The organism is Kribbella pittospori, assembly GCF_004331465.1.
Classification (GTDB): Bacteria; Actinomycetota; Actinomycetes; order Propionibacteriales; family Kribbellaceae; genus Kribbella; species Kribbella pittospori.
Genome location: NZ_SJKB01000007.1, coordinates 328,698 through 341,222 on the forward strand (window position 1 = coordinate 328,698; position 12,525 = coordinate 341,222).

A 12,525-nucleotide genomic window follows, 5' to 3' on the forward strand; every position below is an offset into this window, starting at 1 on the left:
TCTGGAGGCGCGACATGTCCACGGAGCTCGGCGACGCCCCGCAGCGGCTGGTGCAGAGCCTGATTGCCCAGGACACCGCCGCCCTGAAGCCGCTTGTCGACCCGCACTGCCGGATCGTCGGACCGAAGGGCTTCATGATCGAGCCGGACGAGTGGATCGGCGTACACACCAGTGGCGTGTTCGAGCAGGTCTCGCTGGAGTTGCTGCAGTCGGATGTCGTCGCCCACGGTGAGACGGTGGTGCGGACCGAGATCCAGCGGTCGGAGTGCCGGTTCCACGGGGAGACGATCAAGGGATTGTTCCGGGTGATGAGTGTCTGGCTCGCCCGGGATGGTGACTGGCGGCTGGCCGGCGTTCAGTACACAGCGCTTGCCGCTGACGCTGCCGCGGCGGCCGGGATCACGGAGGCGGGCGAGTGAAGGTCAGTGTGACGGTGACGGATCACGCCTGGGCGGATGGCGTGGACGGGCTGCGGCGGATCGCCTCGATCGCGGACGAGGGTGGGCTGGACACGATCTGGGTGCCGGATCATCTGTTCCAGGCGGATCCGACCAGTCATCCGCAGGCCGAGTTGTACGAGGCGATCACGATGCTCGGGTTCCTGGCTGCGACGACCAGCCGGGCGCGGCTCGGGATGCTCGTGTCGCCGGTGCCGTTCCGGCCGCCGGCGGTTCAGGTGAAGGCGATCGCGACGCTGGATGCGCTCACCCCCGGGCGGGCCTGGTTCGGGGTCGGGATCGGGTGGGAAGGCGAGGAGGCCCGGGCGATGGGGATCCCGCTCGGGCCGACGAAGGACCGGTTCGAGCAACTCGAGGAGTTGCTGGACATTGCGGACCGCATGTTCGCCGGCGACAGTTCGCCGTACCAGGGCAAGCATTTCCAGCTCGAAGGACCGATCTGCAGCCCGCGGCCGGAACGGCGTCCGCCGGTGCTGATCGGTGGGACCGGCGAGCAGAAGACGCTGCGGATGGTGGCGCAGCGGGCCGATGCCTGCAACCTGTTCGACCTGCCCGACGGAGGTACGACGGTGCGCCACAAGCTCGACGTACTCCGTGGGCACTGCGAGGAACTCGGCCGCCCGTACGACGAGATCGCGAAGACGCTGTCGACCCGGCTCACCCCGGACGACACCGTCGGCACCTTCGTCGAACGTTGCCGCGAGCAAGCATCATGGGGAATCGATCACGCGATCGTGATCCGGACCGGTCCGTGGACGCCGGAGTCGGTCGGGATCCTCACCGCCGCGGTGCCGGAGGTCGCCGGGTTGTGACTCCCAGGAAGCTCCCAGCTTCCTCCCAGAACGATTGCAGACCGCGCCCTGAGGATGGAATCACAGCCGAATCCACCACCTCCAGGAGCCCGCAATGCAGCTCAAGATCGTCAAGACCGTTGCCATAGGCACCATCACCACCCTCGGCCTCGCCGCCGTCGCCTTCACCCCCGCCGCCTACGCCTCCACCACCAACCAGACCGCCACCCCACACCTGGTCGTCCTCACCGACCCCGTCCAACTCCCCACCCGCAGGGCCGCCTAAAGCGCCAGACACCAGTCATTGCAACGCATCCAGTGGCCCTTCGGGTACTCGAAGTCGCGATCGCCAAGCAGGACGAAGCCCGCCTTACGGCACAGTGCGTTGGAAGCAGCGTTCGTCACGCCGGGATAAGCGTGCAGCGTGCTGTGCTTGCCGGCCGCAGCGGCGACCTTCGCTACCTCGTGCACCGCGGCGGTCGCCAGCCCACGTCCCTGGAACTCCGGCAGGATCGCCCAACCGGTCTCCCAAACCGTCTCGGTCGCCTCGGTGTGCTCCCAGTAGCCGACCAACCCAGCCCGCTCACCCTCGTCGGTGACGATCACGAACATCCGCCCGGTGAAAGCGTTCTCGACGTACCGCTGCTGCCTCTCGCGAAGCTTCGCCGGGGTCTCGGGGCCGCCCAGGTGTGCGGTCATCTCGGGCGTGTTGCAGCCCTCGAGCAGGGCGAAGTCCTGCTCACTCCACGAATCCAGCGTCACCATGCCGACCAGTCAACCAGCCGGCACCGACAGCCTTTGCTCAGGTGGTGCGGCGGGCGCGGACCGCGAGGGAGTGCGGGACGCCTCTGTCGTCCGGCTCCTCGAAGCGTTCGAGGGTCAAGCCGGTGGTCAGGAAGGCGTTCAGGTAGTCGGCGAGGGTGAGGTGGTGCATGCCGACGTGACGCCGGATCCCGTCGCCCCAGTGCGGCGACTCCTCGTGCCAGCCCGGCTGGCGGTAGGAGGGGTGGATGAGGCGGCTGCCGTCCTCGTTCCACACGACGTGCGGCCCGTTGAAGCACGGATGTACGCCGTACGCGACCAGCACCCCGCCCGGCCGGAGCACCCGCGTCGCCTCGCGCACGACCTCGGCGAAGTCGTCCACGTCGGTCGAGATCCACATCACCATCGCGGTGTCGAACGACTCGTCGGCGAACGGGAGGGTGGCAGCGTCCGCGACCATCAGCGGACCGTCGGTCCGGCTCCGTGCCAGCCGCAACTGGTCGGCGGAGAAGTCCACCCCGACCACACTGCGCCCAGTCGCCCGAATGGTCTCGAAGTTGCGCCCGGTGCCACACCCGATGTCCAGGCAGGGACCGGATCCGGGCCCGAGGAGCTCGAGCAGACCCGGCTGATGTGGTTCCGCTCCGGCCACGTACTTCGCGTCGTACCAGTCGGCCAGACCGTCGTACCGGGCCGTCGTACTGCTGGTCATCGGCGCCTCCCCAGGTCACCGCCCAGCCTATCGAAGCAGCCTGCTTTAGGTTCACCGCCTGACCTGCGGGTAAGCTTTGCCGACGTTCTCTTTGAGTTTGGATGGTCCAACTGTGGGTTCTGTTATCAAGAAGCGCCGTAAGCGGATGGCGAAGAAGAAGCACCGCAAGCTGCTGAAGAAGACGCGGGTGCAGCGCCGCAAGCTCGGCAAGTAAGCAGTTCCCGCCGCGCCGGGGGCCGGCGCGGCCACTTGTTGGGTTGCTGTCTGGCTGGGGGTTTCTCGTGGCACAGGTAGTGATGGTGACCGGCGTCTCCCGGGACGCCGGTGCTCGCTGTGCCCGCAGACTGGCCGACGACCCGTCGATCGGCACGGTGCTCGGCGTCGACGTGGTGCCGCCGCGGGCCGAGCTGGGCCGGGTCCGGTTCGTCCGGGCCGACATCCGCAACCCCGTGATCGCGAAGGTGATCGCCGCCGAGGGCGTCGACACCGTCGTCCACACCGGCGTCGTGGCCACTCCTGGTAGCGCCGGCGGCCGGTCGTCGATGAAGGAGATCAACGTCATCGGCACCATGCAGCTGCTCGCCGCCTGCCAGAAGGCGCCCGGCGTGGCCAAGCTGGTGGTGAAGTCGTCGACCACGGTGTACGGCGCGGGTCCGCGGGATCCGGCCATGTTCACCGAGGAGATGGCGCCGCGGGCGATCCACCAGACCGGGCTGAGCAAGGACGCGGTCGAGGTCGAGGGGTACGTGCGCGGCTTCGCCCGGCGCCGCCCCGACGTCCGCGTCTCCACGCTCCGGATGGCGAACTGGATCGGCCCGAAGACCGACTCCCCGATCACCCGGTACTTCGCGATGCCCGTCGTACCGACCGTCTTCGGGTACGACGCCCGCCTGCAGTTCCTGCACGAGGACGACGGCGTCGAGGCGATCCACCACGCCACCGTGAACGACCTGCCCGGGACCTTCAACCTGGCCGGCGACGGAGTGCTCTCGCTGTCCCAGGCGATCCGCAAACTCGGCCGGCCCGCGCTCCGGCTGCCGTCCTTCACCGCGTCCAGTACGGCGGCCGCCGTACGCCGGGTCCGGCTCGCGGACTTCTCGCCGGACCAGATCACCTTCCTGACCTACGGCCGCGCGGTGGACACCACCCGGATGCGGGCCGAGTTCGGGTTCGAGCCGAAGTACACGACTGCGGCCGCTTTCGACGACTTCCGCGACTCGCTCAGCCCCGGCGCGGTCGCCCGCGCGGCCTCGATGCTGACGGCCGGACTGGGAGCGTTGCGTGGTTGACGCCGAGGTGATCCCGATCGGTGCCGGCGGACGTCCGGGCCGCGGATCAGGCCGCCGTACGACGCCGTCCGCGGCTGCTCGCGCACTCGCGGGGCCGGGAACGCGGTTGAAGAAGAAGGGCAAGCGCTCGGTGGAGCCGCCCGTGGCGGAGCCGGACGAGGCTGGTCCGGCACCGCAGGCGCCGATCGTCGAGGCGGCGCCCCTGGACTTCGCGGGACTCGAGCGGGTCGTGCGCGAACTGTTCGGCGAGGACGGGGAGCGACGGGTCGCGGAGTGGCTCGCGTTCCTGCGGCGGCGATTGAGCGGGGAGTACGACCTCGACGAGTTCGGGTACGACTCCGACCTGACCGACCAGGTGCTGCTGCCGATGCTGCGGCCGATGGTGGAGAAGTGGTTCCGGGTCGAGGTGCGCGGGATCGAGAACATCCCGGACACCGGCAGCGCCCTGGTGGTCGCGAACCACTCCGGCACGATGCCGCTCGATGGGCTGGTCACCCAGGTCGTCGTCTCGGATCACACGAACCGGCCGCTGCGCACACTCGCGGCGGACCTGGTCTTCCAGACGCCGTTCGTCGGTGAGTTGGCCCGCAAGGGCGGCGCGACGCTGGCGAGCAACGACGACGCCGAGCGGTTGCTGCGGCAGGGCAATCTGGTCGGTGTCTGGCCGGAGGGGTTCAAGGGGCTCGGCAAGCCGTTCTCCGAGCGGTACAAACTCCAGCGCTTCGGGCGGGGTGGGTTCGTCAGCGCCGCGATGCGGACCGGCGTACCGATCATTCCGTGCTCGATCGTCGGCGCCGAGGAGATCTACCCGCTGGTCGGCAACATCTCGTCGCTGGCACGGTTGCTCGGCGTTCCGTACATCCCGATCACGCCGTTCTTCCCGCTGCTCGGGCCGCTCGGTCTGATCCCGCTCCCGTCCAAGTGGCTGATCGAATTCGGCGAGCCGATCCGCACCGACGAGTTCCCCGACGGCGCTGCCGACGATCCGATGCTCGTCTTCAACGTCACCGACCAGGTCCGCGAAACCATCCAGCAGACCCTCTACACCCTCCTCATGCAACGCCGCTCCGTCTTCTTCTAAGCCACCCCGGCCGCTCTCCCTTGTACCCGTGGCTGACGGAGCTCCCCCTGGCACCCGGCGCCTGGCTGTTGCCGACACGAACGGATATCCCCGCCCGTGGTGGGTTCTCCCCTCGTACAAGAGCAGAGAACCCATCACACGAACGGATCTCCCCTCGAACGCCGAGCCGGGAGTGGGGTGGGGTGGGGCGCGGGCGGGGTGGTGCTGGGAGTACGGCGGGTTGCGTGGCTGAGGGCGTGTGCATTCGCCGGGAGGTGCTCGGTTGTGAATGGAAGAAGCCCGGCACATCGTGTGTGCCGGGCTTCTGTGCGTCTGTGCCTACTTCTGGGCCTACTTCCAGGGTGGGAGCAGGGTCTGGATGACGCCGGGGAGATTGATGAGAGTCGGAATGCTGAGGGTCGGGAAGGGCCAGGGCCACGACGGTGTGCCTGGCGTCGGGAGGCTCGGGAGGACCGTGGGGGTCGTCGACGAGTTCGGGGTGTTCGGCTTCGGCGGCGTCTTCAGGCTCGGCGGGGGAGTGTTGGACTCCTCGACGATCGTCGTGTTCGGCAGCTTGGTCGGCGACCCACTCGGCTGCGTGGACGCACCGGGTGCCGGCGCGGTGGACGCCTTCGAGTTGGGCGATCCGTTGGACGGATTGCTCGGCTCGGTGCCCACGCTCGGACCGGCAGGCTGGGTGCCCTTGGCCGGCTTCGGCTGGTCGCACTTCGGGCAGGCGGCCGTGGTGTGCTGGGCCAGTTGCTCGATGGTGGCCAGCGCCTCCACGGCGGACTTCAGCGACTCCGGGGGCAGTTTCGGCGCGAGCTCACCAAGAGCCTGGCGGGCGTTCGTGATGAAGGTGGTGATCGCCGTGATCGAACCCTCGTCGCCGTCCTGCTGGTACGACGCGACCAGGCGGGACACGCCTTTGCGTGCCTGCGCCGAGAAGTCGTCCAGAGTGCCGTTGATCGTGCCCACGTCGCCGCCGTGCTCGGCCAGCGCGCGGACCTCGGACAGTCGGGTCATCGCGTGCTCGAGATCGCGCCGGCCGCGGGAGTCGTCCCCGACGCCCACGTTGGTGGCCACGTTCTCGATGCTGCGCTTCATCCCGTACAAGGTGTCGCCGGGCATCGCCTGCTGAGCGGCGGCGGCGGAACCGATGCCACCTCCGAGCAGGACCAGCGCGGCGGTACTGGCCACGAGCCGGATGCGCCGGCCGTGACGATGGCGGATAGGTGTCACGGACGCGTCGACGTCCTCGCGGGTCGGCGGGTCGTCCGGACCGTCAGGAGTGCTGTGCACCACCATCGGAGTCGTCGCCGCGCGGGCAGCCGCCTGTTCCATCAGGCGGTGCCGTAGCTCGGCACTGAACTCCGGACGCGGTGCCACTGCGCCGGCGGTCCTCAGCCGTCCGACCAGCTCCACAGCCTCCACAAGCTCCGGGTCATCGCTCAGTCGCGAAGAGTGACGGGGCCCGTGATCGACGGCGTGCGCGAATGACTCCGCGCGCGCTCGAGCCCTGTGTAGGTCACTCATGTGTTCTCGTTCTCCTCAATGGCCAGTCGGGGTCACCGACAGGTCCTCACGAAGGAGAACGAGGAAACTCGCTGACGGGTTACGAAAGACATTCGTTGTCATCCTCCTCACCTCAAGTCCTTGGGGATAACCTTCGCCAAGTGCCGTACGGCCCTCAGTTGCAGTTGCTTGACGGCGCCTTCGGACTTCTCCAGCGCCTTGGCCGTTTCCGCGATCGACAATCCGGCGAAGAATCGCATCGTCAGGCAGTCGCGCTGCTCCTCGGGCAAGGCCGCGACGGCGTCCCGCAGCACCTCGGCGGTGGCGGCGGCCAGTACGTCGACCTCCGGCCCCTCGGTCTGCCGGTCGTGCGTCTCGATCTCGTCCGTGACCACCTCGAGCCGGACCCGGCCGGACTTGTAGTGGTCGGTGATCAGGTTCCGGGCGATCGTCACCAGCCAGGCGCCGAAGTCCCGGCCCTGCCAGCGGAACGAGTCCAGTGCGCGCAGCGCCCGGACGAACGTCTCGCTGGTCAGGTCCTCGGCGAGTGCCGAGGACGACACCCGTGCGTAGATGTAGCGATAGACGGTGAGCGAGTACTCGTCGTACAGCTCACCGAAGGCACCGACGTCCCCGGCCTGGGCGCGATCGACGAGCTCCGCACGTCTCATCCCGTCCGGGCTTGGCTCCGGCGTCGTCAAGATTTCTCCCCGTTCAACTGACACGTCTTCTGACACATCCGCGAATGGCCACAGCGGCTTGAGGCAGCACTGAGCGTTATGCCTCAAGCACTCGCTGTCAACAGCCTGAGGCGTGCCGCCTTCCGTCCGGTCCGAGTCGTCACGAATGCGCCAGCGGGCCGGCACCGGACAACGGCGCAGCCTGCTGCCGGGGGTAATTGCGCATAGGACCCCGGCCGGACGGTTTCTGCAGTGTGAGGTTCAGCAGAAGCTCGCCCACGAGTTCACCTGTATATCGCCCGTCACGCTCTGCTGCAACCGTTCCGAGCGAGCCGAACGCTCCAACCGTGCCGGAAGCGCGCCCCGGCGACATGGCAGACTCGCCTGGTGAACTTCAATTTCGCTGACATTCTTCGTGACACAGCGCAACGTCACGGTGAACGTCTGGCGCTGGTCGACGGGGACCGGCGGCTGACCTGGCGCGAACTCGACAACGTCGTCGACGCGACCGCGCAGGGGTTCGCCGCGGCCGGCCTGGTGCCTGGGTACCGGGTCGTCCTGCTGATGGCCAACAGCATCGAGTTCGTCGCGTCCTACTTGGGGATTCTCCGCGCCGGGCTGGTCGCCGTACCGCTGAACACCGGGCTCACCGAGCCCGAGATCGGGGCCGTCCTGAAGCACTCCGGAGCCCGGCTCGCGGTCACCGACAGCGACCTCGCGGCGAAGGTCGGTGAGGGGGTCCGGACGGTGCGTCCGGGCGAGCTCCAGGGTGACGCTCCGTTACTTCCGTCGATCGACCCTGAGACACTCGCGGTCCTGCTGTACACGTCTGGAACCAGTGGCGATCCGCGGGCGGCAATGCTCAGCCATCGGGCACTGGCTGCGAACGTCAAGAATCTTTCCGAGCTCGGCGAGGACCGGATGGGTCCGGAGGACGTCGTCCTCGGGGTCCTGCCGATGTTCCACGCGTTCGGTTTGAACGCCGTACTGGGCTGGGCTGTCGCCACCGGCGCCGCGCTCGTGATCGACCAGCGGTTCGACTCCGCGCACACGCTCGACCTGATCGGCAAGTACGGCGTGACGCGGCTGCCGCTCGCGCCCCCGGCACTGAATGCCCTGCTGGCCCGGTCGGATCTGCGGGACGCGCTGAAGACGATCAAGGTCGTGCTGACCGGCGCGTCCACCCTGGACCGCGAGATGGCAGACCGGTTCGAGCGTGAGACCGGCAAGTTCGTGCACCAGGGCTACGGCCTGACCGAGGCTTCGCCCGGTGTCACCACCACGCTGGGGGAGAGCGAGCCGAAGCCCGGCTCGGTCGGCCGTCCGCTGCCGAACGTCGAGCTCCGGATCGCCGACGAGCAGGGCGAGGACGTCGAGGGCGACGACCCCGGCGAGATCGTGATCCGCGGTGGCAACCTGTTCTCCGGCTACTGGCCGGACGGTGTCGAAGGCCCGGACCGCGAGGGTTGGTACCGCACCGGCGACGTCGGGTTCCTGGACGCCGACGGCGACCTGTTCCTGGTCGACCGGCTCCGCGAGCTGGTCATCGTGTCCGGCTTCAACGTCTTCCCGAGCGAGGTCGAGGAGGTGCTGGTCGGTGCGCCCGGCGTCCGTGAGGCCGCGGTCATCGGCGTACCGTCCGAGGAGACCGGCGAAGCGGTGAAGGCGTTCGTCGTACCGCAGACCGGCGCGACCGTGGACACCGCCGAGGTCCTGGAGTACGCCGGGACGCGGCTGGCCAGGTTCAAGTGCCCGGTCGAGATCGAGGTGGTCGACCATCTGCCGCACTCGGTCACCGGCAAGGTCGCGAAGGGCCGGCTGCGGGAGGGCGATCGATGAGCAGGGTCACACTGTTCGGGAAGCCCGGCTGTCACCTGTGTGACGACGCCCGCGAGATCGTCCGCGCGGTCTGCGCCGAGCTCGGGGTGGAGTGGACCGAGGTCGACATCACCCAGGACGACCGCCTGTTCACGGAGTACGGCGAACAGATCCCGGTCACCTTCGTCGACGGCAAGCAGCACGACTTCTGGCGCGTCGACCCGGCCCGCCTCCGCAAGGCCCTCACGGCATAGTGCGCTGGGTCACTCTCGCCGATTTTGTTCTCACGTTCACAAGCTCCTAGAGTAAGGAACGGGCCGCCGGCCGTCAGACCGCGGCCGAGCAACCGTTCCCAGGAGAATTGTGACGCGTGCCAGCAGCCGTCGACCGGGCCCGCCGACGAGAACCGAACGCGGGATCCCCGAGGCGACTGTCGCGCGCTTGCCGGTCTACCTCCGGGCGCTGACCGCACTGTCGGACAGCGGGATCGCGACCGCCTCGAGTGAGGACCTGGCCACCGCCGCCGGAGTCAACTCGGCCAAGCTGCGCAAGGATCTGTCCTACCTGGGCTCGTACGGCACCCGCGGCGTCGGGTACGACGTCGAGTACCTCCGCTACCAGATCGCCCGTGAGATCGGCGTCACCCAGGACTGGGCCGTGGTCATCGTCGGGATCGGAAACCTGGGCCACGCGCTGGCGAACTACTCCGGTTTCGGCACCCGCGGGTTCCGCATCGTGGCGCTGCTCGACGCCGACCCGAACCTGATCGGCGAGCGGATCGGCGACATGGAGGTCCGCGACTTCGCCGAACTGGAGGACATCGTCAAGGCCGACCGGGTCTCGATCGGCGTCATCACCACTCCCGCCGGCCCGGCCCAGGGCGTCTGCGACCGGTTGGTCGCCGCCGGAGTGACCAGCATCCTGAACTTCGCGCCGGTGGTGCTGTCCGTGCCCACCGGTGTCGACATCCGCAAGGTGGACCTCTCGATCGAGTTGCAGATCCTGGCGTACCACGAACAACGAAAGTCCGGAGAGGCGGCGCTCCCCCAGGTGCCCGAGCTACCAGCGATGAACGGCCTGACGGATCTTCCGAGCGTGGGCGGGGGTGTCGGCGCGTGAACGAGCGGAGCGAGTTCACCAATAAGCTCAGCAGCTCGAGCTCATCCGCGCCCGCAGCGAAGCGAGGACGAGGATGAGCTATCTGGTCGTCGGTATCAGCCACCGCTCAGCTGACATCAACGTCCTCGAGCGCGTGGCGCTCGATCCGGACGCGGCGACCAAGCTGGCCCTGGCGGTCAAGAACACCCCGGCCGTCGCCGAGTCCGCGGTGATCGCCACCTGCAACCGGACCGAGGTCTACGCGACCGTCGACCGCTTCCACGCGGGCATGGACGAGGTCACCGCGATCCTGTCCGACGTCACCGGCGTACCGCTGCTGGACCTGGCCGAGCACCTCTACGTGCACTTCGAGGAAGGTGCCGTCGCCCACCTGTTCCAGGTAGCGGTCGGGCTGGACTCGATGGTCGTCGGCGAGAGCCAGATCCTCGGCCAGGTGAAGGAAACGCTGCGCGTCGGCCAGGACCTGGAGACCATCGGCACCGACCTGAACGCCCTGCTCCAGCACGCGTTGCGGGTCGGCAAGCGGGCGCACGCCGAGACCGGCATCGACTCGGCCGGTCGGTCGGTCGTGTCGGCCGGGCTGGAAGCTCTCGGCGGGTTCGAAGGCCGCCGCGCGCTGGTCGTCGGCGCCGGCTCGATGGCCTCGCTCGCCGCGCAGACGCTGCTCAACAACGGCGCGCAGAGCGTGACCATTGCCAACCGCAACTATGACCGCGCGGTCGCGCTGGCCGAGCGCGTCGGCGGTACGGCGATCCAGCTCGCGAACGTGCCCGACGCACTGGCCGAGGCCGAGCTGGTCGTGTCGTGCACCGGCGCGCGAGGCGTTGTGCTGACCGAGGAGATGATCCGGAACGCGACGGACGGACGGCCGTTCGGCGTACTGGACGTCGCTCTGCCGCGGGACGTGGCTCCTGAGGCCGCGCGCATCCCGGGCGTCACGCTGGTCACCCTGGCCGACATCGCCGGGACGGCCGGCGGCAGCGAGGCCGACATCGACGAGGTACGCCGGATCGTCAGCGAGGAGACCGGGGCGTTCGAGGCGACCCGGCGGGCCGCATCGGTCGCGCCGACGGTGGTCGCGCTGCGGGCGATGGCGACGGAGCTGGTCGACTCCGAGCTGGCCCGGCTGGAGCGCAGGCTCCCTGGCCTGGACGACGTTCAGCGCGAAGAGGTCACCCGGACGATCCGCCGCGTGGTCGACAAGGTGCTGCACAACCCGACGGTCCGGGTGAAGGAGCTCGCCGCTGATCCGGGCGGGCCGACGTACGCGAACGCACTGCGTGAACTCTTCGCCCTCGATCAGGCGACGGTCGACGCGGTGACCACGCCGAAGGCGCGCGGAGGTGAGCACGCATGATCAGGCTCGGCACCCGGCGGTCCGCGCTGGCGACCGTACAGGCAACCATGGTCGCCGACTGGCTGCGCGAGCTCGGCCACGAGGTCGAGCTGGTGCCGATCGTCACGACCGGGGACGTCAACAGGGCGCCGGTGGAACAGATCGGCGGCATCGGCATCTTCGTCAGCGCACTGCGCGACGCCTTGCTGGCCAACGAGATCGACATCGCCGTGCACTCGCTGAAGGATCTCCCGACCCAGCCACTCGAGGGGCTGGCCATGGGCGCGATCCCGGTCCGCGAGGACCCGCGCGACGTACTGGTCGCCCGCGACGGGCTGACCCTGGGTGAGCTGCCATCGGGTGCACTTGTCGGCACCGGCGCGGCTCGCCGGGTGGCGCAGCTCGACGCGCTCGGCCTCGGCATCGAATGCACCGGGATCCGCGGCAACGTGGACACCCGGATCGGGATGGTCACCGAAGGCAAATTGGACGCGGTGGTCCTCGCGAGGGCAGGGTTGTCCCGGCTGGGACGGCTCGCCGAGGTGACCGAGACCCTGGATCCGATCCAGGTCCTGCCCGCACCGGGACAAGGTGCCCTGGGCATCGAATGCCGGGCGGGCGACACCGAGGTGCTGGCCGCCCTGGCTCCGCTGGACGATGCGGCCACCCGGGCCGCGGTCACGGCGGAACGGCAACTGCTGGCCACGCTCGAGGCGGGTTGCACGGCTCCGGTCGGCGCCCTCGCCGAGGTGGTCGACGGTGAGGACGGCCCCGAGCTGTGGCTGCGGGGCGCGCTCGGCCAGGACGACGGCGTACGGCGGCTCTCCGCGAACGGGCCGGTGGACGATCCGGTGGCCCTGGGCAAAGCGCTGGCGAACGAGTTGCTGGAGCGAACATGACACCGGCACGGGGAACGACGGCCGCCCACAAGGGGGCCCATGAGACGGCGCACAAGACGAGCAGGACGAGGACGAGGGCGAAGGCA

Annotated in this window: 15 protein-coding genes; 11 read left to right on the forward strand and 4 right to left on the reverse strand. The window is 69.0% G+C overall.

The genetic code is table 11. The annotated features are described in order from the left end of the window. Positions 1–14 precede the first annotated feature (14 nt). From E0H73_RS23685 to E0H73_RS45980, 3 genes are all read left to right on the forward strand, one after another. Positions 15–419, forward strand: coding sequence for a nuclear transport factor 2 family protein (locus E0H73_RS23685; RefSeq protein WP_131360135.1), 405 nt, complete (start codon positions 15–17; stop codon positions 417–419). Continuing rightward, entirely contained in the window at positions 416–1,270 is an 855-nt protein-coding gene (locus E0H73_RS23690; RefSeq protein ID WP_131360137.1) for an LLM class flavin-dependent oxidoreductase, read from the forward strand. Before E0H73_RS23685 ends, E0H73_RS23690 begins: the two co-directional genes overlap by 4 nt. A 94-nt stretch (positions 1,271–1,364) precedes the next feature. Further along, positions 1,365–1,535, forward strand: a complete 171-nt coding sequence (locus E0H73_RS45980) for a hypothetical protein (RefSeq protein WP_165555794.1) — start codon at positions 1,365–1,367, stop codon at positions 1,533–1,535. Here E0H73_RS45980 and E0H73_RS23695 read toward each other — a convergent pair. Together E0H73_RS23695 and E0H73_RS23700 are read right to left on the reverse strand one after the other, a co-directional pair. After that, a complete protein-coding gene (locus tag E0H73_RS23695) occupies positions 1,532–2,014 on the reverse strand; it encodes a GNAT family N-acetyltransferase (RefSeq protein ID WP_131360139.1) in 483 nt (160 codons plus the stop codon). The genes E0H73_RS45980 and E0H73_RS23695 overlap by 4 nt on opposite strands. Before the next feature lie 37 nt (positions 2,015–2,051). Beyond that, the gene (locus E0H73_RS23700; RefSeq protein ID WP_131360141.1) at positions 2,052–2,723 is read right to left on the reverse strand and encodes a class I SAM-dependent methyltransferase; all 672 of its coding nucleotides are present in this window, start codon (positions 2,721–2,723) and stop codon (positions 2,052–2,054) included. 112 nt (positions 2,724–2,835) lie between these two features. Here E0H73_RS23700 and E0H73_RS23705 point away from each other — a divergent pair, with 112 nt between their 5' ends. The 3 genes from E0H73_RS23705 to E0H73_RS23715 all read left to right on the forward strand — a co-directional run bounded on the left by E0H73_RS23705 (position 2,836) and on the right by E0H73_RS23715 (position 5,093). Next, positions 2,836–2,937, forward strand: coding sequence for a 30S ribosomal protein bS22 (locus tag E0H73_RS23705; RefSeq protein ID WP_008356322.1), 102 nt, complete (start codon positions 2,836–2,838; stop codon positions 2,935–2,937). Positions 2,938–3,004: 67 nt separating this feature from the next. Next, entirely contained in the window at positions 3,005–4,012 is a 1,008-nt protein-coding gene (locus E0H73_RS23710; protein WP_238164188.1) for an NAD-dependent epimerase/dehydratase family protein, read from the forward strand. After that, positions 4,005–5,093, forward strand: a complete 1,089-nt coding sequence (locus tag E0H73_RS23715; protein ID WP_131360143.1) for a lysophospholipid acyltransferase family protein — start codon at positions 4,005–4,007, stop codon at positions 5,091–5,093. The genes E0H73_RS23710 and E0H73_RS23715 overlap by 8 nt, the downstream gene beginning before the upstream one ends. Before the next feature lie 330 nt (positions 5,094–5,423). Here the strand turns inward: E0H73_RS23715 and E0H73_RS23720 are convergent, their stop codons facing one another. Together E0H73_RS23720 and E0H73_RS23725 are read right to left on the reverse strand one after the other, a co-directional pair. Continuing rightward, positions 5,424–6,506, reverse strand: a complete 1,083-nt coding sequence (locus E0H73_RS23720) for a DUF5667 domain-containing protein (protein WP_238164189.1) — start codon at positions 6,504–6,506, stop codon at positions 5,424–5,426. Between the two features lie 209 nt (positions 6,507–6,715). Continuing rightward, positions 6,716–7,288, reverse strand: coding sequence for a sigma-70 family RNA polymerase sigma factor (locus tag E0H73_RS23725; RefSeq protein WP_238162892.1), 573 nt, complete (start codon positions 7,286–7,288; stop codon positions 6,716–6,718). Between the two features lie 366 nt (positions 7,289–7,654). Here E0H73_RS23725 and E0H73_RS23730 point away from each other — a divergent pair, with 366 nt between their 5' ends. The 5 genes from E0H73_RS23730 to hemC all read left to right on the forward strand — a co-directional run bounded on the left by E0H73_RS23730 (position 7,655) and on the right by hemC (position 12,439). Beyond that, positions 7,655–9,106, forward strand: a complete 1,452-nt coding sequence (locus E0H73_RS23730) for a class I adenylate-forming enzyme family protein (RefSeq protein ID WP_131360146.1) — start codon at positions 7,655–7,657, stop codon at positions 9,104–9,106. Then, a complete protein-coding gene (locus E0H73_RS23735) occupies positions 9,103–9,339 on the forward strand; it encodes a glutaredoxin family protein (RefSeq protein WP_131360148.1) in 237 nt (78 codons plus the stop codon). The genes E0H73_RS23730 and E0H73_RS23735 overlap by 4 nt, the downstream gene beginning before the upstream one ends. 109 nt (positions 9,340–9,448) lie before the next feature. Further along, entirely contained in the window at positions 9,449–10,204 is a 756-nt protein-coding gene (locus E0H73_RS23740; protein WP_131360150.1) for a redox-sensing transcriptional repressor Rex, read from the forward strand. Positions 10,205–10,277: 73 nt separating this feature from the next. After that, a complete protein-coding gene (locus E0H73_RS23745) occupies positions 10,278–11,561 on the forward strand; it encodes a glutamyl-tRNA reductase (RefSeq protein ID WP_131360152.1) in 1,284 nt (427 codons plus the stop codon). After that, positions 11,558–12,439 (forward strand): hydroxymethylbilane synthase, encoded by an 882-nt coding sequence (gene hemC / locus E0H73_RS23750; RefSeq protein ID WP_131360154.1) that lies wholly within the window; start codon positions 11,558–11,560, stop codon positions 12,437–12,439. Before E0H73_RS23745 ends, hemC begins: the two co-directional genes overlap by 4 nt. Positions 12,440–12,525 lie beyond the last annotated feature (86 nt).